This is a genomic window from Acinetobacter sp. SW-226 (assembly GCF_055632855.1).
The window spans coordinates 2,118,138-2,142,964 of record NZ_CM145752.1 but is presented as its reverse complement, the minus strand read 5'-3'; the positions used below and the strand labels follow the sequence as shown (position 1 = coordinate 2,142,964).

Here is a 24,827-nt window from a genome sequence, read left to right as displayed (position 1 = left end):
ACATGAATATTTCAAAGTTCTTTATTGTCCGTCCAGTCGCAACCACGTTGTTGATGTTGGCATTGCTGTTTAGTGGACTATTGATTTGGCGACTTTTACCCGTATCAGCCCTACCACAGGTCGACTATCCCATTATTCAGGTCTATACCTTTCAGCCTGGGGCAAACCCCGACACGGTACAACGGACTATCACTGCACCGCTTGAACGGGAAATGGGCAAAATTGCGGGCTTAAAACAAATGTCTTCGCAGAGTTCTGTTGGGGCATCTGTCATTACCTTACAGTTTGAGTTAAGTGCTGAATTGGGTGTAGTGGAGCAAGAAGTACAATCTGCACTAAGCACTGCCAGCAGTAAATTGCCAAGTGATTTGCCAACACCACCCGTATATCGAAAGGTCAATCCGGCCGATGTGCCGGTCATTACCTTAGCAATTAGTTCAGAAACTTTACCCCTCACCACGGTTTATGACATGGTGGATACTCGGGTGGCACAAAAGCTATCTCAACTGACGGGTGTGGGGATGGTGAGCCTTGCTGGTGGGCAACGACCAGCAATACGGGTGCAAATGAATCCTGCTGCACTTGCCGCTTATAAAATAAGTGCCGAAGATGTCCGCACGGCAATCAATGCCGCCAATGCCAGTCAACCCAAAGGCAGTTTTGATGGGCCATATCGCAGTACGATGCTGGATGCCAATGATCAAATTCGTTCAATTGGAGACTATGAAAGCCTTATTTTACGCTGGAATAACGGTGCCCCAATTCGATTAAAAGATGTGGCACAGGTGATTGAAGGCAGTGAAGACCGCTATATGGCGGCATGGGCAGACAGTCAAGCCGCCATTTTGGTGAATGTACAGCGCCAACCGAATGCCAACGTGATTCAAGTGGCCGATCAGATTAAGCAGTTGTTGCCTGAGCTGCAAAAGAACCTGCCCGAAAACGTCAAAATTCGTGTACTGACCGATCGTACCGAGAGTATTCGTAGTTCAATCCACGATGTACAAAAGGAATTGGTTTTTGCAGTCTGTTTAGTCGTCATGGTGACTTTTCTCTTTTTGAGAAATTTATCTGCCACCATTATTCCGAGTATTGCCGTTCCACTTTCAATCATTGGTACGTTTGTACTGATGTATTTTTTAGGTTTTTCAGTCAACAACCTGACTTTAATGGCGCTGACCATTGCCACAGGCTTTGTAGTGGATGATGCGATTGTGATGTTGGAAAATATTGCACGACATCGTGAAGCGGGTGAAAGCCTGATGCAAGCGGCATTCAAAGGGTCGAAGGAAATTGGTTTTACGCTCATTTCTTTAACCATTTCATTGATCGCAGTTCTCATTCCACTGTTGTTTATGGGCGATGTAGTAGGTCGATTATTCCATGAGTTTGCAGTGACTTTGGCGGCTGCAATTGCGATTTCTCTAGTGGTCTCTTTAACCTTAACGCCGATGATGTGTGCTTATTTGCTCAAAGGCAAAGCTTCACTAAAAGAAGCAGAGCATCAAACTTCAGCGAATAGATGGAGTTTGGATGGCATCATTCAGCAGTATGGAAAAGCTTTACAATGGGTATTTCGGCATCAAACCCTGACACTGACAGTTATGCTCAGTACAGTGTTATTCGCAGGGTTCTTGTATTGGATGATTCCGAAAGGCTTTTTCCCTGTGCAGGACAGTGGTGTTATCCAAGTAGTGACCGAAGCCCCAGACGATATTTCATTTCAAGCCATGAGTGAGCGCCAGCAAGCACTAGCGGCTAAAATTTTAAAAGATCCCGCTGTTGAAAGCCTGTCTTCATTTATTGGTATTGATGCCAATAACCCGAAACTCAGTAATGGCCGAATTCTTATTAACTTAAAGTCCCATGCAGAACGAGCGGGTGCAGATCAAGTGATGGCACGTCTGCGTGAAGAGTTGGTTCATGTTCAGGGTATTCAAGCTTGGATGCAACCTGTGCAGGAGTTAAGTATTGAAGATAAAATTAGTCGAACCCAATATCAGCTCAGTTTGACAGCAGCAAAAAACACAGATTTAGCGCTATGGACACCTGTCTTGGTAGATGCTTTACGCCAACAACCTGAGTTTGCAGAAGTGAGCAGTGAAAATGCTGGGCAAGGTTTACAGGCGTATATTGATGTCAATCGAGATGCAGCAGCGAGATTCGGCTTAACAGTAGAAGACATTAGTTTGGCTTTGCAAAATCTATTTGCACAGCGACAAATTGCAACTTTATATACCCAGTCGAATCAGTACCGCATTGTGCTCGAGCTGGCGCCAGAATTAACTCAAGGTATACAAGCTTTAGAACAAAGCTATATCCATAATGCCAGCGGAGAGCCGATTTTACTCAGTTCTGTGGCCAGTATTGTGCAAAAACGTGTCCCAATTATTTTACAGCAGCAAGCTCAATTTCCTGCCAACGGTATCTCTTTCAACCTTGCAACAGGCGTCGCTTTGGGAGATGCCATCCAAGCCATTCAACGTGTAGAACAGCAGCTCAATTTACCTGCTGAAGTTAAGCTTCAGCTACAAGGGGCTGCTGCTGCATTTGAAAACTCGCAACAGCATACCTTTTGGTTGGTGATTGCAGCGATTGTGACCATGTATATCGTGCTTGGGATGTTGTATGAGAGCTTTATTCATCCCATCACTATTCTTTCAACCTTACCGTCTGCCGCAATCGGGGCTTTATTGGCGCTGTTTATGGTAGGTCGACCACTCGATATGATTGCTTTAATCGGCATTATTTTATTGATCGGTTTGGTGAAGAAAAACGGCATCATGATGGTGGACTTTGCTTTGGCAGCGCAGCGCCAAGAGGGTCTTTCACCTCAGCAAGCGATTTATCAGGCAGCGTTGATGCGATTCCGCCCCATTTTAATGACGACATTGGCGGCATTGGTCGGTGCAATTCCACTCATGTTGGCATCTGGTTCAGGGGCTGAATTACGCCAGCCTCTGGGGATTGTCATGGTTGGTGGTTTGATTTTAAGTCAGGTGCTGACCTTATTTACCACGCCTGTGGTCTATTTGTTTTTTGACCGTTTACAGCATGCTTTTCAAAAACCAAAGCTGCCTTTAGCTGAATTTGATGAAACAAGGAGCGAGTCTTGAAACTGCTCTCTGCTTTGGTTCATCGTCCTGTTGCCAGTGTGTTATTGGGCATTGCAATTGTGTTGCTTGGTGTATTGGCGTATTTCCGCTTACCCGTGGCGTCCTTACCTCAGGCAGATATTCCGACCATTGTGGTGCGGGCCAGTTTACCTGGAGCAAGTCCTGAAAGTATGTCGGCAACCGTTGCAACACCTTTAGAACGGGCCATGATGGGCGTTTCTGGGGTAAAAGCGATTAATTCCTCTAGTAGTCAAAATGCAACGCAAGTCACTTTGCACTTTGACTTAGATACGGACATTAATGAAGCAGCGAGAGAAGTACAGGCTGCGATTAATGCTGCAATGTCGCAGCTTCCATCGGGGATGCCTAGCCCACCTGAATATTTCAAGGTTAATCCCAGCCAAAGCCCAATTTTTTATTTGGCATTCAGTTCAGAGCATTTATCTGCGGGTAAATTATATGAAATTGCCAGCAATCAACTCCAGCCCAATCTTGCGCAGATAAGTGGAGTTGGTGAGGTTGAAATTGATGGCGCGTCTATGCCTGCGGTGCGGATCACCTTAAATCCGAATGCACTCATTGCACAGGGTGTTTCATTGGAACAAGTTCGTACTGCAATTGAAAAAAGTAATACGGTACAAGCTTTAGGTGTGGTTGAAAGCGATCAACTTCGTTGGCAAGTTGCACTGTCGCATGATTTAAAACAAGCGCAAGATTTTGCCAACTTGGTGATTCATCGTAATGCTCAAGCAATTGTGCGTTTAAAAGATGTGGCGGAGGTGCAAGATTCTGTTGAAAACCGTTATGTCAGTGGTTTTCATAATGGTAAACCCGCGGTGATTATCAAAATCAGCCGTCAACCCAATGCCAATACTGTTGCGACCATTGATCAAATCAAAGAAAAACTGCCTGAACTAAAATCACTCATACCCGCAGACGCACAATTGACTACGGTGATGGATGGTTCTGAAATCATTCGCGCAGGCTTAGCGGAAGCCCGAGATACGCTGTTGTTTTCCATGCTGTTGGTGATTATTGTCGTTGCTTTAATGTTAGGGCGTGTACAAAGCGCCCTTGTACCAAGTATTGCCATGCTGGTGACTTTGGTCGGGGCGTGTAGTTTAGTGTATTTGGCAGGTTTTTCGCTCAATAACCTCTCCATTATGGCGGTGATTGTCGCTATTGGATTGGTGGTGGATGATGCGATTGTGGTGCTGGAAAATATTGAGCGTCATATTGAGCAGGGAGACTCTCCTGTACAGGCCGCCATTAAAGGGATTCAGGAGGTGGGGCTGACTTTAGTGGCCATGAATTTGGCATTGGTAGTGATTTTCATTTCAGTGCTGTTTATGGGCGGTGTGATTGAGCGGCTGTTCCGTGAGTTTTCACTGACCTTAGTTTTTATTGTAGTGTTATCCGTTTTTGTGTCCTTGGTGTTAACACCAAGCTTATCTGCACGTTGTTTAAAACCGTTAGAGAGCGACCAACATCAGCTTTTATATCAATTTAGCCATCGTTGCATGCAGCAGTTCAATCATGCTTATTTAATATCTTTAAAATGGATGCTAGCACATGGCTATGTCGTGATTTTATTTTGGCTAGGTGCGATTGGGGCCTCATTCTATGTCTATCAGCACCTCCCTAAACGAGTATTGCCTGAGCAAGATACAGGACGAGTTGAGGCTTTTATTCGTGGTGATGACGGGTTTTCTTTTCAAATTATGCAACCCAAAATTGCAGCCTTTAGCCAAAGCTTGTTGAGTGATCCTGCTGTAAAAGATGTGGTTGGAACTTCAGGGGGAGCAGGTGGAACCACCAATTCCTTTTTCATGGTGAGTTTAAAACCCAAATCGGAACGTGAGGGGCAAAGTTCACATGCCATTGTCGAGCGCATGAAACAAAATGCGCCGTGGCAGGCTGGGGCAATTTTCTCAGCGCGTGTGGAACAGGAGTTAGAACTGGATGATCCTTTTTCAAGTGGCAGTGGTCAAGATTATATGCTGTTACTACAGTCAGATGAGGTTGCACAGCTACGCCAATGGGTGCCGAAAGTTGCACAGGCCATGCAAAAACTGCCTGAACTTGAGGAAGTCGAAACCATGGGGGATGAAGGTGCACAGCATGTCACCCTAGATGTAGACCGTGAAGCAGCACGTCGTTTGGGCGTTGATATTGAAAGCATTTCGAGTGTATTGAATAATTCATTTTCACAGCGCCAGATTTCAACCATTTATGATCAGACCCAACAGTTTCATGTGGTCATGGAAGTAGATAAACACTTCACGGAACATCCTGAATCCTTAGCCAATGTACAGGTTCCCAATAAAGATGGACAGGCTGTGCCACTGCGTAACTTTGCGACATGGTCTTATGGAATTACCAATGATCGGGTGTATCGACGTAATCAATACGCCGCGATGGGTATTGGTTATGTGGTGAAACAGGGCTATAGCTATGAACAGGCTGATGCCGCGATCCGATCTGTCCTCACTGAAGTGATGTTGCCAAACAACGTTTTTATGACCACAGATAAAGATGTCGAGGCAGAAAGTTTACAAGCGGGATTAAGCACCCCCTTACTGATTCTTGCGGTGATTGTGCTGATTTATATCGTGCTTGGGGTGACCTATGAAAGTGTGGTGCATCCATTAACGATTTTATCGACTATACCTGCTGTGGCTTTGGGTGCACTGTTGACCTTATGGATATTTAACTTTGAGTTTACCCTGATTGCATTATTGGGCATGTTTTTACTTATTGGTATCGTGGTGAAAAATGCCATTTTATTGATTGATTTTACTTTATATGAACGGCGTGCAGGAAAGTCAGCATATCAAGCTGTGTTGTCTGCTGCGGCTCTACGTTTTCGTCCGATTTTAATGACCAATACCGCAGCATTATTAGGTGCGATTCCGCTGGCTTGTAGTTGGGGTGAAGGGGCAGAGTTACGTCAACCTTTGGGTGTGGTCATTGTGGGTGGTTTGGCGCTTGGACAGCTTTTAACTTTGTATACAACGCCTGTTTTGTATTTGCTCTTTGAAAAATGGGCTGAATCTTGTTCAAGATTTAAACGTAAATTTGTGCTGCAAAGCTTAGGCAAATAGATAAAGAAATAGGAAAATAGAATGTCAGGTTTGGTTTATAAAAATGTCTTCAGCCTAAGTTGTGTATTGTTGTTGACAGCATGTAGTTCTACGGCGGTCGTACGTCCTCCTGAATATAAAACACCGATAATTCAAGTGGCTGATCAATACAAATATGCGATGCTTAATTGGACAGAAACCGCAAAGTTAAAAGGTAAGGCAGTTGCATGGTGGGACATTTATCAAGACTCTATTTTAAGTCAACTGTTGCAACAGTTAAATGCAGAAAACTTAAATCTAAAACAGGCCGAAGCACGCTATAGACAAGCCAATGCTTTACTTGAGCAGCAAAAAGCCAGTCGTTCTGTCAATCTAAGCTTAGAAGGCGCTGCCAACCGTAATGGTGCAAAGCATGTTTCTCCAAATAGCCAGTTTAGTACAGGGGTTCAGGCCAGTTGGATTCCCGATGTGTGGGGACGTGTAGCAAAAGAGATAGAGGAACAACAGGCAAATTTAGAAGCGGTGCAGGCTGACTTAGCCGCAGTCAAGTTAAATCAGCAGTTATTGGCGACTGAGGCTTATTGGAACATTCGTGTTTTGGATGCGCAACTTGATGTATTGCAGCAAACCCAAAAAAGTTACCTACGTTCGGTGCAAATTTTAAAAAATCAATATACAGCAGGGATGATTGCGCGGGCAGATGTAATACAGGCAGAAACGCAGTTGAAACAAGTGCAAATACAGCAAATCGAAACGCAGCGTGAACGCAATTTACAGGAAAATGTGCTGTCAGTCTTACAGGGTAAAAGTGTGGCTCAGTTTCAATTGGCAAAACGTCAGCAACGTTTGAGTATTCCTGCTGTACCTGCGCAGCTACCCAGTCGTTTACTCATGCAACGTCCCGACGTGATTCGTGCAGAGCGGGAGCTTGCGAGCACACATGCGCAGTTGGGTTTAGCGCAAACGGCTTGGTTACCAGATCTTAGTATTAGTCTTAATGCGAGTTTAAATAGTCAAGTGTTGGGCCAATTGTTCCAAGCCCCTGCATACTTATGGTCTACGGGATTAGAAGCGGCTTCGGTTATTTTTGATGGTGGAAAACGTCAAGCTGAAATTGCTCAAGCGCAGGCAAGCTATGACGAAAAATTAGCAGCCTATAAGCAAGCTGTACTTACGGGCTGGAAGGAAGTCGATGATGCCTTAATGCAGACTTCAAGTTTGAAGCAACAACAATTGGAACAAGCTCAGTTGCTACAACTGAGCAAAGAAAATGAACAAGTGGTGATGCGACGTTATAACGCAGGTTTAGTCAGTTATTTGGAAGTGGTCACGGCGCAGAATTTAAGGCTACAAGCTGAACAGAGCACATTAGAGTTGCAACAAATCCAATTAAAAAATACAGCGCAATTAATCACTGCATTGGGTGGAAATATTTCCTAACCCTTGCTTTTTTCACATGTTTATTGACTCAAATGGCAAAGCCTTGCATCTTGGTTTTCAGATGCAAGGCTTAAACTATTTATTTGAAAGTAACGGTGAAACAGAAAGTATGTGTTATTGGATACTGATTATAATGAACAGACTGTTTATAAAAACAGTGCACCTGATACTGCCCCAAAGAGCATGACCCACAGTGGATGAAGTTTTTTCACTAAGCTTAAACCAGTAGCGACGATAACGATTGCGATGAGTAACCAGTTCTGAGCAGATGCAGCGGCAATAATATAGGCACTAACCAAAACCAAGCCGACGGTAATGGGTTTCAATGCCTTTTCAAACATGCTACGTAGTGGGTGATCCTTAAACTGATTCCAAAATTTGAGTGCAAATACAGTCAGTACAGAAGAGGGCCCAAACTTCGCCAGTGAAGTCACGAACAGTCCAGCAGGCCCAGCCACATGCCAGCCGACCAAAGGTACAATCATCATATTGGGGCCAGGAGCCGCTTGAGCCATGGCAAACATGGTGCTGAACTCTGTAGCAGTAAGCCAGCGATGCACTTCAACCACCTGATGTTGCATCTCAGGCAAAATGGCATTGCCTCCACCAAAGGCCAATATAGAAAGCTGGGTAAAAACGATGGCTAAGGTGAGTAAAATCATGCGTTTTTTCCTCTTTTTTTCAAGCTTAAGACAGCGACATTGATGCCTACTAAAATCAGTAAAGTCAGTGCCAGTGGAATTTTAATGATCAACATAAAGACGATGGTTAGCGCGATAGTAAAGATTGTGAGGTAGCTTTTCAGAATCGGTTTCAACATTTTTAAACCCATGGCAAACAGTAAACCTGCTGCCGCTGCTGCCAGCCCCTGAATCATGTGCTGAATCACGGGGATACTTTGAAATTGTGCATAAAGTTCATACAGCAAAATCACAATCACCGTCGGTGCAAAAATTAATCCGAGAACGGCACTAATCGCACCTTTAACTCCCTGAAATTCATAGCCAATCGCAACAGCCATATTGATGATGTTTCCACCAGGGAGGATTTGACAGACACCCAATAAGTGCGTGAACTCTTCCGTGTTGAGCCATTTTTGGTCTTCTACAACCATTTGGTGTGCAAGTGGCAATACACCACCAAAGCCCATGAGTCCCAGCTTCATAAAGCCTGCAAATAGTTCCCGAGAAGTCGGGTGGGTTATTTGTTCAGCAGGGAGCACTTCAGTGTTCATGTCTTTCACCTTTTGTTGAATGAGCTCAGTATGAACCTGTAGAGATATGTTGAAAAATGCTATTTTTGACGTTATATATACTGAAAAAGTATGTTTGATGGGGCGGACATGATTGATATCCATAAACTCAGAGCATTTGTTGCAGTGGTAGAAGAAAGTAATATTTCGCATGCCGCTGTTCGTTTGAATATGCAACAACCACCGTTGACACGGATTATCAAAAGCTTGGAAGAAGAACTGAATGCGCAGCTATTAAAGCGTTTGCCGCGTGGTGTTGAGGTCACAGAAGCAGGTAAGGTTTTGTACAAAGAAGCCCTTGCGATATTGGCGCATGCACAGTTAATTCCCAAACGTGTGCAGGATATTTCTTTGGGGGTCGAAGGTCAGATTAATATTGGCTTTACCAACTCGGTTGGCTTACATCCATTTTTACCAGCGTTGCTGCGTAACTTTCGGGAAACTTTTCCACGTGTTTCAATTCATTTGGAAGAAGATGGCAGTAGCTCGCTGATTGATTCCATTAGCAATGAAAAAAATGACATTGTGTTCTTACGCAAACCTGCACCTATTGGCCTCGGTTTAACCAGTTTGCATGTACTGGATGAGCCGCTCATTGTGGCTCTACCCAACAATCATCCTTTGGCTGAGCAAGCCGAACCGATTCATTTGCTGGATCTTGAACCGCATGATTTTGTGCTATACCGACGTTTAGCTGGGCAAGATCTATTCGATAATATTTTGGCCAGTTGTTATCAAGCAGGTTTTAGTCCAAAAATCGTACAAGAAGCACCACGTTTAACTTCAAGTTTAAATTTGATTGCTGCCGGAATTGGCTTATCCATCGTGCCTGAAGCCATCCGTGACTTTTGGAATAAGCAGATTGTTTATAAAGCGCTCAAGGCCAATAATCCGTGTATTGCACCCATTTATGCAGTGTATAAAGAAAATATAGATCACATCCGTTTGCAGCACATTTTAAAATTATTACAATAATCTGTTGTATATCTAGCACTTTATTCTGCCTGACAAGCGCTGACCTAAAGTGCTAAGGTAGAGTAATGATGTGATGTATCCAAGTTTTATAGATATAAGGAATGCTCGTACAGAGTAAAAATATAATATTTAGTGATATGAGGTGTTTAGCCCATGTTTTTTAATAAAGTTTCTTTTGCACTCACAACTGTGCTTTCTTCCTCTGTGTTGTTGACAAGCGGTTGTACATCCAGTCCGTCTAGTACGGTTTCAAATACACAACAACAAATGAAAAATGCCTTGTTGGTCTATGGTGGCCCCATTTTAACCATGCAAGGCATGCAGCCCAGCTATGTCGATGCCATGTTAATTCAAGATGGAACGATCCGTTATACAGGCGCATTGTCCACGGCTGAAAAGCTTGCGCCACAGGCGAAACGTCTGAATTTGAATCACAAGACAGTCATCCCAGGCATTATTGATGCACATAGTCATTTAAATTCTGTCGGTATGCAGCAAACCGTGGCTAATTTATATCCGCCACCAGATGGTAAGGTGGTCAGTATTGCCACATTGGTTCAAGAAATGAAGGCGTGGGCAAAGCAAAATCCACAGTTTATAAAAGCCACTTCTGGTTGGATGATTGGCAATGGTTATGATGACGCCCAGCTACAAGAGAAAGCCCATCCGACAGCCTCGGACTTAGATCAGATTTCAACGACTCAACCCGTGCTGATTTTGCATCAGTCTGGACATTTGGCCTCTGCAAATCACAAGGCACTCGAATTGTTAGGCATTAATGAAAAAAGTAGCAATCCTAGTGGTGGGGTGATTCGACGCGTGGTCGGGACAAATATTCCAAATGGTGTACTGGAAGAAAGTGTCGTGATTGAGGCAATGCTGCAAGCTTTTAAAACCGTACCACCTGAAATCATGCAACAGATGGCATTGACTGCAGTACAGACCTATATGGCAAATGGCTATACCACGGTACAAGAGGGACGAGCTGATCGTGGCACTTCAGAGCTTTGGCGTAGTTTGGCCAATCAAAACAAATTAGCGATTGATGTTGTCTCTTATCCCGATATTAGTTCTGAACAGGCATATATGCTTGAAAAAGGAGTAAGTAAAAATTATGTGAATCACTTTAGAATTGGTGGCGTGAAAATTAGCTTAGATGGTTCACCCCAAGGTAAAACAGCATGGTTAACCGAACCTTATGTGGTTCCACCCGAAGGGAAAGATAAAAACTATCGTGGTTATCCTGCATTTCCAGAACAAAAAACAGTTCAGCAAATGATTGATTTGGCTTTCGAGAAACAATGGCCTATTTTGGCACATGCCAATGGTGATGCCGCGATTGATCAATACCTCAATGTGATTGCTAATGCGCAAAAGAAGTATGATGCTTCAAAGCGACGTGATGTGATTATTCATGCGCAAACCATGCGTGAAGATCAACTGGATCGGGCGAAACAGCTTCACCTAATTCCCTCATTTTTTTCTTTGCATACCTACTACTGGGGGGATTGGCATGTGGCACAAACATTAGGTGAAAAGCGTGCTGAACATATTTCACCGACAGGTTCAGCTTTAAGAAAAGGCATAATTTTCACCGAGCATCATGATGCTCCTGTCATCCCACCGAAAAGCATGATGGTACTGGATGCAACGGTTAATCGCACTACGCGAACAGGAAAAGTTTTGGGTGAGGCGCAGAAAGTCAGCCCGTATATCGGACTTAAAACGATGACAGACTGGGCTGCATATCAGTATTTTGAAGAAGATATTAAAGGCACATTAAGTACAGGGAAATACGGTGACTTTGTTATTTTAAGCGCCAATCCAATCACTATTGAACCGTCTAAAATCAAAGACATCAAAGTCCTTGCAACTTATAAGCAAGGACAGTTGGTTTATCAACGATAAAGTTGTTTAGCGGCGGCTAAACCTGCGACTGAAAAGGTCATGAGATGTTTGACCAAAAGCGCAGGTTCAACTTTCGAAACATTTTTAAGTGGTCCAGGTAAGTTTGAATCAGCGATAATCAGCATCATGCACGGTGCAACTGTGCTCAAAACGCAGGCTAATAATGCAGGGTGGTTTTCATCAATACCTGAGACTTGGCTAATGATCTTTTTGATTAATAGAAATTTTCTTGCGCCCTCAGTTTGCATAAAATCGTATAAATGTGTGGTGGGCGAAAAAAGTTCACGAATAAATACTTTGCTGTGCCACACATCCGTTTCAACCAATTTGCTGATCAGGGTTTCAAAAAAAACTTCTAGTTTTTCAGTTGGGGTGCGGGAGCTGTTTAATAAAGCCAACAGCTTTTCTTCATCAATATAATGCGTATGTGCTTCGGCTAATACGGCACGATATAGACCATCACGACCGTCGAAGTGATAGTTAATGGCAGCCAAATCGACTTCGGCAAGCTTCGCAATCGCTTTGCTGGTGGTTTTTGCAAAACCATTCTGAGCAATTAAACGACCTGCTGCATCCAAAATTTTCGACTTGGTTAAGTCACCATCGCTACGTCCAGCTCTAGACATTGTTTACTCTGCGTAAAAAATTATGAGAGGAGTATATCTTTTTTTACTTAATTATTGTAGTTTAAATTTAATTTAAATTTAAACTTGTATTAAAAATAAGCAAAGGTCTGGTGTGCATGAAAAAGAGTCACGTCGCGGTGCTGATTGGATTGGTCTTGCTTGGATCGGCAGTCGCATATTGGTGGTTGAATCGAGATAAGGACGATGCACAGCACATCGTGTTGTATGGCAATGTTGATATTCGACAAGTCTCTCTTGCTTTTGAAACCGCAGGGCGTATTAAAAATATGACTGTTCAGGAAGGTGATCGTGTCAAAAAAGGCCAAGTGCTAGCGCATTTAAATACTGAATCTTTAAGTATCCAAGCCCAACAAGCGGATGCGCAATTGCAGGTTCAACAGCAAACTTTAAATGAGCAAGCCGCGGGCAATCGACCTGAAGAGATTGCCCAAGCAAAGGCACAAGTTGGATCAGCTAAAGCACAACTCGAAAATGCCGATAAACAATATCAACGTCTAGCGGTGTTAAACAATAGTTCGCTAGGCCAAGCGGTGAGTAAGCAAGAAGTTGATACAGCTAAAAGCACTATGAAAACAGCCGAAGCAGCTTTGCGTGAAAGTGAAGCCAATTTGCAGTTGCTGTTAAAAGGGGTGCGCAAAGAAGATCGCGAAGCGGCAAAAGCACAATATGATTCGACTAAAGCGAGTTTGGATTTGATCAAATATCAAATTGCACAAAGTGAATTACGCTCACCTGTGGATGGTGTTGTACGGGCACGCTTACAAGAGGTGGGCGATATGACGACATCTAGCAAATCGGTTTATACCATTGCTTTAACTGATCCAAAATGGGTACGCGTCTATGCCAGTGAGACAGAGCTTGGACAAATCAAAATGGGGTCAACGGCCACCATTCTGCGTGATTCACAACCAGATCAGCCAATCACTGGAAAAATTGGTTATATCTCGTCTGTTGCTGAATTTACCCCGAAAACCGTTCAGACCGAGGACATTCGTACCACGTTGGTCTATGAAGTTCGTATTTATGTCAATGATCTGAATGACCAGTTGAAAATGGGACAACCTGTGACGGTCAATATTGATAAATCTTCCAAAGCAAAAACAAGCGAGTAAGTCGATGTCTTCAGATTGCGTGATGATCGCTCAGGATTTAAAGCAAGTTTTCAAAGCTGAGCAAAAAGGCGCTGAAGATGTGTATGCGCTGCAAGGACTGAATATGCAAATCAAGGCAGGACAATTGGCTGCTTTGGTTGGGCCTGATGGCGCGGGGAAAACCACATTGCTGAGATTGATTGCAGGTTTGTATGAGCCTACTGCTGGAAGCTTGGAAGTTCTTGGGATTGATGTGGCCAAAGACCCTCAGTCTGTACAAGATCGTATCAGCTATATGCCTCAGAAATTTGGTTTATATGAAGATTTAAGCATTCAAGAAAATTTAGATTTATATGCCGACCTACATGGTGTACCTGCGGATGTACGTAAAGAACGTTTTGATCGCTTGCTTAAAATTACCGATTTAGCACGATTTTCAGAGCGACCTGCGGGGAAGTTATCTGGAGGGATGAAGCAAAAGTTGGGCTTGGCTTGTACTTTAGTTCGTTCACCAGAGTTATTACTGCTCGATGAACCCAGTGTTGGGGTTGACCCGCTATCACGCCGTGATTTGTGGATCATCATTGAACAGTTAGTGAAAGATGAGAACTTGAGTGTCATTATCAGCACAGCGTATATGGATGAAGCGGAACGTTGTCATGATGTGTATGTCATGTTGGAAGGGCAAGTCCTCAAACAGGGTTCACCTGAAGCACTGACAGACTATGCCAAAGGTCAAACATGGCAAGTGAAACCGAGTCAAGGGATGAAGGCGAGGGTGTTACAAGCACATCTACTGGATAATCACAAATACATTGCAGATGCAGTGCCTAAAGGCGATGTGGTACGTTTTATTACCCGAACTGAACATCCGATTCTTCCGCCTGATCAACTGCCACAAGGTGTTGTTGCAGAAGCGAGAGCAGCAGAACTTGAAGATGCATTTATGTTGCTTTTGCATGAAGCAAAGCATGTAGAAAAAAACACCGTAGACTCAGGTGTGGCTGAGAATAACGAACTGGCGATAACAGGATTAAACACAGATCAAAGCTATGCCCAAAGCAATGATCAGAGCATTAATGCGAACATCGTTCAGACCAAACCGATCAATGCTGAAAAAGTCCCGAATAAGGAAGCGCGTTTAGACAGCAACGCAGATTTAGATAGTAACGCAGAAGCACCTGTCATTGTGGTTCAGGATCTTGTGCGTACATTTGGTGATTTTACCGCCGTGGCCAGTACCTCGTTTGATGTATCACGCGGGGAAATTTTCGGATTGCTCGGGCCAAATGGTGCAGGCAAAACCACGACGTTTCGTATGCTGTGTGGTCTGCTTCCTGCCAGTAGTGGTGTACTCGAAGTAGCAGGGATGAATCTGCGTACAGCACGTGCACAAGCGAGAGCCAAAATTGGTTATGTATCTCAGAAATTCGCCCTATATGGCAACTTAAGTGTTTTGGATAACTTAAAGTTTTTTGGCGGTGCGTATGGATTATCAGGCAAACATCTAAAGCAACAAATTGATCAGGCATTACATCAGTTTGAACTCAAGCCACATGCTAAAAGTGGTGATTTACCAAATGGCTTTAAACAGCGTTTGTCGATGGCAGCAGCACTGTTACATCAGCCTGAAATTGTGTTTTTAGATGAACCGACTAGTGGTATCGACCCATTGGCGCGACGTGCGTTCTGGTACACCATTGGTGAGCTCGCCAATCAAGGCATTACTATTATTATCACCACACATTTTATGGAAGAAGCAGAATATTGCGATCGTATCGCGATTCAGGATGCAGGGAAAATGTTGGCACTTGGTACACCCAAAGACATTCGAAGTATGGTGCATGGCGAAGGTGTCAATGATATGAACAGTGCTTTTATTGCCATCGTTGAACAGTCCCGTGCGGACATGCAGGTTCACTGAGGAGCGTCAGATGAATCATTTCTCAGCTTTCTGGACACGACTGTTTGCCTTGACACGTAAAGAATCCAAACAGCTGCTTCGTGATAAAAGTAGTATGGCGATCGGTTTCATTTTACCGATTATTTTAATTTTGTTGTTTGGTTATGGGCTGTCTTTCGACTTAACCAACGGACGCGTCGGGGTGGTGGAGCAACAACCCACACCACAGAGTCAGCAACTGATGAGTGGCTTAAACGGCTCTAGATACATTACCGTCAAGCATTATCCTAGCTTTAGCCAAGCCGAAGCCGCAATGGGCAAGGCTGAAATTGATGCCATCGTCAATATACCGAGTAACTTTGCGGAGCAATATGCAAAGGGAACGGGTGCTGTTCAGGTCATTACCAATGGCCGTTCCACCAGTATTGCTTCGGCCTTGCAGGGTTATATTACCAGTGCGCTCAATACCACCAGTTTGATACAAGCAGACCGAACAAATGCAGTTTCGATGGCTAGCATCATCACGGTTGAACAACGTATGTGGTTTAACGAGTCCGCAAATAGTACGTGGTTTTTAGTACCGGGTTTAATTGTCCTAATTTTGACCTTGGTCGGCGCATTTTTAACAGGTTTGCTGATTGCACGTGAGCGCGAGCGTGGCACTTTAGAAGCATTATATGTTACGCCCGTACGTCCTCTAGAAATTGTACTTTCAAAACTGGCGCCCTATATCGTAATTGGCATGATCGATATTGTAATGTGCTTAGTTGCAGCACATGTTCTGTTTGATGTACCCATTCGCGCATCACTGCTCTCTGTTATGAGTGCCTCTTTTTTATATTTAATGGTGTCGTTACTGCTGGGTCTGATGATTTCAGGCCTATCAAAAAGTCAGTTTCAAGCCAGTCAAATGGCACTGCTTGCCAGCTTCATGCCCGCTTTGATGCTTTCAGGTTTTGTGTTCGACACACGAAACCTACCCCTAATTGTGCAAATCATCAGCAATGTTTTACCGGCAACACACTATATGACTTTGATTAAAACATTATTACTCGGTGGTGATGATTGGTCTTTATGGTTCAAAGAATGTGGCATTTTATTGATTTATATTCTGCTATTCACAGCAATGACCGCGCGTACGCTGAAAAAGCGTTTGGGCTAGCGAAAGGAAAAATGGTGTTATGGCAACGTTAATACGCTGGTTTCTTTATCTTTGGGTGCTGATCCGAAAAGAGTTTTTAGCCATTTTAGTCGATCCTGCCAATCGGGTGACCTTAATCGCGCCTGTATTTATCCAAGCGGTCTTGTTTGGTTATGCCGCAAGTTATGATGTGAATCATGTTGATTATGCTGTGCTGGATCAAAGCCGAAGCCAAAGCTCACAACAAGTTTTAGCACATTTAGATGGTTCAGGAATTTTTAAACGAACAGCAGATTTGCAAAATAATCAACAAATCCAACAGGTGATTAATGATCGAACAGCCTTGGCGGTCATCATCATTCCTGCTGATTTTGAGGATAAGCTCAATAATCAAGAGGCTTCGCCGATTCAAGTGATTCTAGATGGGAGAAACTCATCGACCGCAAGTATGGCGGGCTCCTACATCAGCAGTGTGGTGGGGCAGGTCAATCAAGAACGTTTGGGAACCAACTCCGCGATCACGGTACAAGCGCGGACATGGTATAACCCGAATGTCGAGTCGAGATGGGGCATCATGCCATCTCTGATTGCAACTTTAAGTATGATGCAGACACTGTTACTTTCGGCACTTTCAGTAGCACGCGAGCGTGAACAAGGGACTTTTGATCAGCTCTTAGTTACACCTTATACCCCGACGCAGATTATGATTGGGAAGGCCATTCCGCCGATTATTATTGGGGTTATTCAATCTTCCATTATTTTGGCAATTATTCTGTTCTGGTTCCAGATCCCGATGAATGGCTCCTTGGCCTTACTTTATTTTGGATTATTTGCCTTTAATATTGCTGTTGTGGGTGTGGGACTGTCGATTTCAGCAATTGCACTCAATATGCAACAAGCCATGCTGTATACTTTCTTTTTGATCATGCCTTTGACACTTTTATCTGGTTTACTAACTCCTGTACAAAATATGCCAGAAGTGTTGAATTGGCTGACTTATGCCAACCCGCTACGCTTTGGCATAGACTTGGTACAACGGGTGTATTTGGAAGGTGCGAGTTTTGCGCAAGTGAAATGGGACTTTGTACCGATGTTGATATTAGCCATAATTACCTTGCCTTTGGCTGCGTGGTTATTTCGAAATCGTTTGTCATAATAGTGTGATATCTCTATGTCTCACTTATCGATACAGACTGTGATTCGGCGTTTGACGTTAAATAATGCAATCAATATCGGTTCATGATTAAAAAAAACGATTTTTGCATTGTATTTCTGGCTTAAGCTTTTTATTATTGCCCGCTTGTTTTCGCGATCAGCTTGGAATGGAACCTTGAGTAATTTTCTAACCGAACACCTGATTCATCGAGATGAAGACTTTATGGTCATCCATAAGCCTGCAGGTATACTCACCGTTCCGGGGAAGATAGAAGACTTACAAGATTGTATGATCAATCGTTTAGTCAAACTAGAACCTAAAACACTACTGATCCACCGTCTTGATCGCGATACCTCGGGTATCTTGGTTTTTGGTCTCAGCCGTTGGGGACAAAAATCCATTTCTCGTCAGTTTCAAGAACGCCAAACCGATAAAACCTATCAAGCGATTGTGGCTGGTCATTTAGATGGTCAGGGCACTGTTGATGTGCCTGTGATTTATGATCCATCCCGTCCACCGTTACATATTGCAGAGCCCAGTCATAATAAGCCTGCTGTGACAGAGTGGAAAGCCATTGAACACTTTGAAATACAGGGTCAGCCCGTGACTCGTGTGGTGCTCACCCCTATTACAGGACGCTCACATCAACTTCGTGTACATATGCAGTTTTTAGGTCATCCTATCGTGGGAGATACGCTCTATGCTGCGCCTGACCAGCAAGATTTGATGCCGCGTTTGTGTTTACACGCAGAGCGTTTGAGTTTTCATCATCCCCAAACAGATGAACGTATCGAATTTATTTGTCCAGTACCATTTTAAGTACGTGGAATCATCAAATTTGCTCACTTTTTTAGTGAGCTTTATGTCAAAATATATTGCTTAAAGGTGTATAATTTTGCTCAAATATCAAACAATGTTTGAGCATTAAATTTGCAGTCCTAACTTGTAGATAAAGGTGGAAAAATTGCAGCAGTTTGCTATTGGTCAACGTTGGTTATCAGATACAGAAACAGAACTAGGTCTAGGAGTTCTTATTGATGTAGATGAGCGATCTGTCAGCATCTTATTCCCTAAAAGTGATGAAACACGTGTATATGCACGGAATAATGCACCTTTATCACGTATCATTTTTAACGTGAACGATGAATTACAAGATCAAGAAGGCACCAAGTGGACGGTTGAATCACACGAAGACCGTCATGGTGTGGTGCGTTATAACGTTGTTCGTCGCTTAGAAGATGGCACGGAAGAACGTAAATCACTGAATGAGACTCGCATTGGCGCTCAAATTCAGCTGTCTAAACCGCTTGATCGCTTATTGGCAAGTCAAATTGACTATAAAGAATGGTATGACCTGCGTATTGAAGCAATGCTGATGCAAGCCAATATGAAGTCGAGCCCTTTACGTGGCATGGTTGGTTCACGTGTCGGTCTGATTCCTCATCAGCTGTATATTGCACACGAAGTGGGTCAGCGTTTTGCACCCCGTGTCCTTTTAGCCGATGAAGTTGGTTTAGGGAAAACCATTGAAGCTGGATTGATCATCCATCAACAGCTTAAAACGGGCCGTTCAGAACGCATCCTAATTTTGGTACCCGATTCACTGCAATATCAGTGGATGATTGAAATGCGTCGTCGTTTCAATTTGAACTTCTCATTATTTGATTTAACCCGTGCGGCTTCAATCAAAGAACATGATCCTGAACTGAATCCATTCCTGACTGAACAATGCATTATTGCGTCAATCGATTTGATGATTGACCATGATGACTTGCGTGAACAAGCCCTAGAAGCTGGTTTTGATCTGTTGGTGGTCGATGAAGCACATCACTTGATGTGGAATGAAGAAGACGGTGGCAATGACCGTTATGACTTGATCGAAGAGTTAGCAGAAAAAACACCGGGTGTTTTATTGTTAACGGCAACCCCAGAACAGCTGGGTGTGGAAAGTCACTTTGCGCGTTTACGTTTACTTGACCCACAGCGTTTTAGTTCGCTGGATCGTTTCTTGGATGAAGAAACCCAGTATCAACAAACTGCAAAAATTGCTGAAGTACTGATGTCAGATATGCCACTTGAAGAAGGGCATTTAGCTGCATTGGAAGGTTTGTTAGGGCATCGCATTGAAGATGCACCAGAACAACGTTTCCGTGCCATTCATGAGCTTTTAGACCGTCATGGTACAGGGCGTATTTTGTTCCGTAACACCCGTGAGGCCATTCAAGGCTTCCCAGGTCGTGACTGTCAGCCTGCACCTTTGCCTGCACCAGAAAACTGGTCTAAAGATGGTAAATTGCGTGAACAAATGTGGCCAGAAGAAGCACAGCTTGACGGTGCGTGGATGGAAGCTGACCCGCGTGTCATGTGGCTCATGGAAAAACTACGTACAGACTTAAAACACAAAAAAGTATTGCTCATTGCACGTACTGGTCCCGTGGTTGAAGCGCTTGAAAATGTACTCCGTTTACATGCGGGTATTCGTACTGCAATGTTCCATGAAGGCATGAGTTTGCTTGAGCGTGACCAAGCGTCGGCTTACTTTGCTGAAGAATCTTATGGCGCACAAATTTTACTGTGCTCTGAAATTGGTTCTGAAGGTCGTAACTTCCAATTTGCATCAGATTTGATTTTATTTGACTTGCCTGCAAACCCCGATGTACTTGAACAACGTATTGGCCGTTTAGACCGTATTGGTCAAGAAAACCGGATTCAAATTCATGTGCCGTATTTGATTGGTACAGCGCAAGAACGCATGTTCCGTTGGTATAACGAAGCATTAAATATTTTCAGTAATATCTCTCCAACTGCGCAAACTTTACAAGAAAACTTTATTGTTGAATTGAAAGATTGCTTGCTGGCAGATAAAGGTCAGCAGTTTGATGACTTACTCGAAGCGGTCAGCGTACAACGCGAAGCATTAGAGGCTGAGTTACAATCAGGTCGTGACCGTTTGCTTGAATACAACTCATGCCGTCCAATTGTGGCGCAAGAAATCGTGCAAGCGCTTGAAGAATATGATGACAATACCACTTTGCCAATGTTTATGAAGCGCTTTATGGCGTCGACAAATATTGATTTTGACGAGCAAAGCAATGGTACTGTGATCATTAAACCAACCGATCAAATGCAAGTTCAAGGTTTAACCTTGGACGAAGAAGGTATGACAGCGACTTTCTATCGTGATCAGGCTCAGGTACGTGAAGATGCTCAGTATTTAACCCTTGAGCATCCATTTACTGAAAGTGTGATGGAAATGATCAACACTCAAGGTTTTGGTAGTACTAACGTTGCAGTGTTGAAGTCAGCTGCTTTACCACAAGGTTCGGTGCTGTTAGAAGTTTGGTTTAAGGTCGATGTGGTGGCACCGAAAGCATTGAATTTACCTTCAAGCTTACCGCAACAATTGGTTCGTGTCTTGCTGAGTGAAAAAGGTCAAGACCTGTCGCAGAAAATTGCGCCTGAAATTTTAAAACCGTATTTGCATCATTTGGATGGCAATAGCTGTCGTCAAGTCGTGAAAGCACGCCGTGAGGTGATTGAACAGCGTTATGTGCAAGCATTAGAGCTTGCACGTTCGGCTTTACCGAATTTTGTGCAACAAGCGAAAGAAGTCTACGGTAGTAAGTGGCAATACGAAATTGACCGTCTGACTTATTTAAAGCAGTTTAATCCGAGTATTCGTGAAGATGAAATTTTGCGTCTACAAAAATTGCAAAAAGAAGGTCTTGGTTTACTCGATGGTCTATCGGTCACACCAGAAGCCATTCAAGTGATGGTTGTGGTTAAACCATAATCGCAATTGCTGTATGAAAAGCACCTTCGGGTGCTTTTTTAATGAACTTCAAAAAGGGATGTCTACGTTGTATTTGAAAAGTAATCTATTGAAATTTTAAGCGCTTGCTTATGCTAGAATTTTCAACATTAAAACTCTAACTTATCGAATAATAAATTATGCCTAAAGCTTTAATCACAATGGGTTCAAAAACAACACATGGTGGTGTAGTCATTGAGTGCGAAAACAGTTTCGTAATTAATGGTATCGCTGTGCACTTAAATGGAATGAAACACTTTTGTCCGAAGTGCCGAATGGTGGTTTCTGCGATTGCAACAGACCAGAGCACAACAGTCTTGGGGCGTGCTGTGGTGATTGCAGGAGACAAAACTAACTGTGGCGCTACTTTTCTAGGTAATCAGAACTTAACAGTTTCAGCCAAGTGATGTCATTTAGAATGCTTCTATTGCTAGTCATGAAACTGGCATAAATGCTCAAATGTTGGGACGTATGTTTCATGTCTTGCCATTCCGTTCATTTTCAAAAATGACTATGGTAAACACGGTATGAAAAAATAGATTTAAAGAGATATGAGCAAACCTGCCTTACACTTTACCCATGCAAATGGTATTCCATCTGCTAGTTATCAAAAGTTATTCCGTTTTTTAAGCAACGATTTTAATGTTAAAGCCATTCCCATGATTGGTCTAGATCCGCACTATCCTGTGGAATATCGTTGGGAAGCGTTGGTGGATCAAGTCATTTTAGATATAGAACAGCAGTTCCCCCAGCAACAAGTGATTGGTTTAGGGCATTCTTTTGGTTCCTTACTCACTTTGATGGCGGCCTATAAAAAACCACAGCTGTTTTCGCAAGTGATTATCATGGACCCACCATTTGTGATTGGGCCTAAAGCATTTTTATTTGAAGTTTTGCAAAAACTGGGTTCAAAGTCGGTTGATAAATTGACCCCAGCGGCAGTCACCGTTAAGCGTCGAGATCATTGGGAAAGCCTTGAACAAGCCAGTCAAGCACTGAGACCGAATCGTATTTTTAAGGACTTTGATGAACAGTGTTTTGCTGACTTTATAGCGTGCGGTTTGAAAGTTGATCCAATACGAAGTGGCGTGACACTTGCTGTTCCTAAACAGACTGAAGCCAAAATTTTTAGAACAGTCCCAGCATGGTGGTGGCGTACCCCACGCAAAGCACCTAACATGCCAATACATCTTATTACTGCAAAAAATAGTCATTTTTATAAGCAGGGTTTGCCACAAGGGATGAAAAAAACCTATGGCATCAACTATAGTGTGCTAGAAGGTAGCCACATGTTTCCACTTGAGAAACCTGAACAGACTGCAGATTTTGTACAGCAATTGATTGAAAAACAAGGCCAAGTTAACTAAACCCTTGAGTAAAGAATGTTCACGTTAAGCCGTCAACGAATCATGGCTTCGTCAAGATGACGTGAACCTTCTAAAATCATGCGGATCATGATCATGGTTTGTTCAGCCATTTTCTTGCGCTCTACACTTGGCATATCAATCACTTTGGCGCCCATATTGAATACCAATTGGGTGATTGCCATTGCGACTAATTCAGGGTGGAAGAGTTTACTGTTGTTTAAACGTTCTAAACGAATTAAGTCGTCTTTAAGTTCTTGCTGGAAATAGTTTAACTGTCGCTCTACTGCACTTTTGTACGAAGTGGAACCTGTATAACCTTCACGTAATAACAGACTCAAATTGCCATCGTCAGCATCTAACTGTTCAATAAATACTTCAACAGAACTACGAATAATACTTTCTTGGCGAATCGCTTTAATGCGTGCTTCATGCAAAATCTGACGTAGTACCACACCTGCACGCTCAATTAACTCAATTGCAAGTTCGTCTGTGTCCTTAAAGTGACGATAGAAACTGTTCGGTGCAATGCCTGCTTCACGTGCAACTTCACGCAAACTTAGAGATGCAATACTTTTTTCAGGACCAATTAAATTTAAAGCAGCTTGGAACAGTTCGTCTTTTGTGATTGTTGCTTTTCGACCGACACTACGTGCAAGCACTGGTGCATGGGGTTTTGAAGCTTCATGCTCGGTGTTGGTTGTATGAGTTTGAATGGTGGTCGGTGTCATATTTATCAAGCAATTAAATCAAGACTTTTATTATAGCCCCACTGGTCGGCATTGTGAAACGAAACGAAACAATTGGAATATATATACAAATATATATACATGTGTATAATAATTCAAAATCTATGGCGTGGTCGTTTACTATGCATATCCTTGAAAGAACAAAATCTCCTTTAACTGAATTCGCTGAGAGTGTTGTAGATAGACATACAGCAAACTTTTGGCTCCAGAAAATTAACCCACTATGGTCAATCCACCAAGCATTAGGCAAAGTGGTGAAAAAAGAAGAAGCAGCACATGACATGGTGAGTTTGACGATCCAAATTAACCGTCATTTTCAAATGGGCCAAGCGGGACAGCATCATCCCGTTTATGTTGATGTACAGGGCATTCGTTACGAACGAACTTACAGTTTGACTCAACTAGATGCGCAGCATGTGTTGCTTAGCGTGAAAAAAGTGGATCAAGGTAAAGTGAGTCATTGGCTGTGTGAACAGACTCAAATTGGCGATATTTTAGAGTTTGGCCAGCCTTATGGTGACATGAAGTTGACTGTAAATGATCCAGAATTGATCCTGTTGGCTGCTGGTAGTGGTATTACACCCATGTTGAGCTTACTTAAACGTTTGGATCATACTACTCAACTTAAAACACAGCCTGTACATTTGATGTATTGGGTGAAACAGCATGAAGATGCAGCATTCAAGACTTATTTTGAACAATTGGCTACACAATATCCAAGTTTTCAGTTCAGTATTTTCTACACCCAAGAACCAGATGCAGATCAGCGCTTAAATGCGGATCACTTAACTGGATTGACTCAGATTGATCAGGCCACGGTTTATGCATGTGGTCCTTCTGGTTTTGTTGCTACGGTTGATGCACTTTTCGGTGAAGCGAAAATCCTAAAAACCGAAGCATTTAGCATGAGCCAGTTTACAAATGATGAAGTCGGTTTTGTCAATATCACATTAACCAAGTCGAATAAGATTTTAAGTATTCCAAAAGGGCAATCTATTCTTGCTAGTTTAGAACAGCAAAATGTCAAACCGCAACATGGTTGCCGTATGGGAATTTGTAATAAATGTGCATGTAATAAAGTAGAAGGTTCAACTCAAAGTTTGGTTAATGGTACGCAAAACTCTGAGCCTGGAAATTTTCTTAAAATCTGTGTGAATACAGCACAAACTGATCTTATTGTTGATTTATAAG

At 43.0% G+C, this 24,827-nt stretch carries 18 protein-coding genes; 14 read left to right on the top strand and 4 right to left on the bottom strand.

Annotation, left to right across the window (positions count from 1 at the left end; translation table 11 throughout):
- Positions 1–2 precede the first annotated feature (2 nt).
- From ACZ8ZH_RS10235 to ACZ8ZH_RS10225, 3 genes are read left to right on the top strand one after another with little or no spacing between them, the layout of a single operon-like run.
- Positions 3–3,116: a multidrug efflux RND transporter permease subunit gene (locus ACZ8ZH_RS10235; RefSeq protein ID WP_119063813.1), complete on the top strand. Its 3,114-nt coding sequence runs from the start codon at positions 3–5 to the stop codon at positions 3,114–3,116.
- Positions 3,113–6,220, top strand: coding sequence for an efflux RND transporter permease subunit (locus ACZ8ZH_RS10230; RefSeq protein WP_119063814.1), 3,108 nt, complete (start codon positions 3,113–3,115; stop codon positions 6,218–6,220). The genes ACZ8ZH_RS10235 and ACZ8ZH_RS10230 overlap by 4 nt, the downstream gene beginning before the upstream one ends.
- 21 nt (positions 6,221–6,241) lie before the next feature.
- Entirely contained in the window at positions 6,242–7,639 is a 1,398-nt protein-coding gene (locus tag ACZ8ZH_RS10225) for an efflux transporter outer membrane subunit (protein WP_470247674.1), read from the top strand.
- Between the two features lie 146 nt (positions 7,640–7,785).
- On the opposite strand, the gene ACZ8ZH_RS10220 is transcribed toward ACZ8ZH_RS10225, so the two are convergent.
- Together ACZ8ZH_RS10220 and ACZ8ZH_RS10215 are read right to left on the bottom strand one after the other, a co-directional pair.
- Positions 7,786–8,301 (bottom strand): chromate transporter, encoded by a 516-nt coding sequence (locus ACZ8ZH_RS10220; protein WP_086209371.1) that lies wholly within the window; start codon positions 8,299–8,301, stop codon positions 7,786–7,788.
- Positions 8,298–8,873: a chromate transporter gene (locus ACZ8ZH_RS10215; protein ID WP_086209370.1), complete on the bottom strand. Its 576-nt coding sequence runs from the start codon at positions 8,871–8,873 to the stop codon at positions 8,298–8,300. Before ACZ8ZH_RS10215 ends, ACZ8ZH_RS10220 begins: the two co-directional genes overlap by 4 nt.
- A 108-nt stretch (positions 8,874–8,981) precedes the next feature.
- Here ACZ8ZH_RS10215 and ACZ8ZH_RS10210 point away from each other — a divergent pair, with 108 nt between their 5' ends.
- Both ACZ8ZH_RS10210 and ACZ8ZH_RS10205 read left to right on the top strand, forming a co-directional pair.
- Positions 8,982–9,866 (top strand): LysR family transcriptional regulator, encoded by an 885-nt coding sequence (locus tag ACZ8ZH_RS10210; RefSeq protein WP_086209596.1) that lies wholly within the window; start codon positions 8,982–8,984, stop codon positions 9,864–9,866.
- Positions 9,867–10,019: 153 nt separating this feature from the next.
- Positions 10,020–11,774, top strand: a complete 1,755-nt coding sequence (locus ACZ8ZH_RS10205; protein ID WP_119063816.1) for an amidohydrolase — start codon at positions 10,020–10,022, stop codon at positions 11,772–11,774.
- Here ACZ8ZH_RS10205 and ACZ8ZH_RS10200 read toward each other — a convergent pair.
- Positions 11,765–12,400: a TetR/AcrR family transcriptional regulator gene (locus ACZ8ZH_RS10200; protein ID WP_086209368.1), complete on the bottom strand. Its 636-nt coding sequence runs from the start codon at positions 12,398–12,400 to the stop codon at positions 11,765–11,767. The two genes, ACZ8ZH_RS10205 and ACZ8ZH_RS10200, sit on opposite strands and share 10 nt — an antisense overlap.
- A 116-nt stretch (positions 12,401–12,516) precedes the next feature.
- Here ACZ8ZH_RS10200 and ACZ8ZH_RS10195 point away from each other — a divergent pair, with 116 nt between their 5' ends.
- From ACZ8ZH_RS10195 to ACZ8ZH_RS10160, 8 genes are all read left to right on the top strand, one after another.
- Complete coding sequence (locus ACZ8ZH_RS10195; protein ID WP_119063817.1) at positions 12,517–13,533, top strand: HlyD family secretion protein; 1,017 nt, start codon at positions 12,517–12,519, stop codon at positions 13,531–13,533.
- 4 nt (positions 13,534–13,537) lie between these two features.
- The gene (locus ACZ8ZH_RS10190) at positions 13,538–15,436 is read left to right on the top strand and encodes an ATP-binding cassette domain-containing protein (RefSeq protein WP_470247673.1); all 1,899 of its coding nucleotides are present in this window, start codon (positions 13,538–13,540) and stop codon (positions 15,434–15,436) included.
- Positions 15,437–15,446: 10 nt separating this feature from the next.
- Positions 15,447–16,577 carry an ABC transporter permease gene (locus tag ACZ8ZH_RS10185; RefSeq protein WP_470247672.1) on the top strand — a complete coding sequence of 377 codons (1,131 nt, stop codon included), beginning with the start codon at positions 15,447–15,449 and terminating at the stop codon, positions 16,575–16,577.
- A gap of 19 nt (positions 16,578–16,596) precedes the next feature.
- The gene (locus ACZ8ZH_RS10180) at positions 16,597–17,712 is read left to right on the top strand and encodes an ABC transporter permease (protein WP_470247671.1); all 1,116 of its coding nucleotides are present in this window, start codon (positions 16,597–16,599) and stop codon (positions 17,710–17,712) included.
- Positions 17,713–17,886: 174 nt separating this feature from the next.
- Positions 17,887–18,531 carry an RluA family pseudouridine synthase gene (locus ACZ8ZH_RS10175; RefSeq protein WP_470247670.1) on the top strand — a complete coding sequence of 215 codons (645 nt, stop codon included), beginning with the start codon at positions 17,887–17,889 and terminating at the stop codon, positions 18,529–18,531.
- Between the two features lie 136 nt (positions 18,532–18,667).
- Positions 18,668–21,505 carry an RNA polymerase-associated protein RapA gene (gene rapA / locus ACZ8ZH_RS10170; protein ID WP_470247669.1) on the top strand — a complete coding sequence of 946 codons (2,838 nt, stop codon included), beginning with the start codon at positions 18,668–18,670 and terminating at the stop codon, positions 21,503–21,505.
- A 158-nt stretch (positions 21,506–21,663) separates the two neighbouring features.
- Entirely contained in the window at positions 21,664–21,930 is a 267-nt protein-coding gene (locus ACZ8ZH_RS10165) for a PAAR domain-containing protein (protein WP_086209362.1), read from the top strand.
- Positions 21,931–22,074: 144 nt separating this feature from the next.
- Positions 22,075–22,890 (top strand): alpha/beta fold hydrolase, encoded by an 816-nt coding sequence (locus ACZ8ZH_RS10160; RefSeq protein ID WP_119063819.1) that lies wholly within the window; start codon positions 22,075–22,077, stop codon positions 22,888–22,890.
- A gap of 32 nt (positions 22,891–22,922) precedes the next feature.
- On the opposite strand, the gene fabR is transcribed toward ACZ8ZH_RS10160, so the two are convergent.
- A complete protein-coding gene (gene fabR, locus ACZ8ZH_RS10155; protein WP_110975963.1) occupies positions 22,923–23,618 on the bottom strand; it encodes an HTH-type transcriptional repressor FabR in 696 nt (231 codons plus the stop codon).
- Positions 23,619–23,758: 140 nt separating this feature from the next.
- On the opposite strand from fabR, the gene ACZ8ZH_RS10150 reads away from it, so the two are divergent.
- Positions 23,759–24,826: a ferredoxin reductase gene (locus ACZ8ZH_RS10150; protein WP_119063820.1), complete on the top strand. Its 1,068-nt coding sequence runs from the start codon at positions 23,759–23,761 to the stop codon at positions 24,824–24,826.
- Position 24,827: the final 1 nt, after the last annotated feature.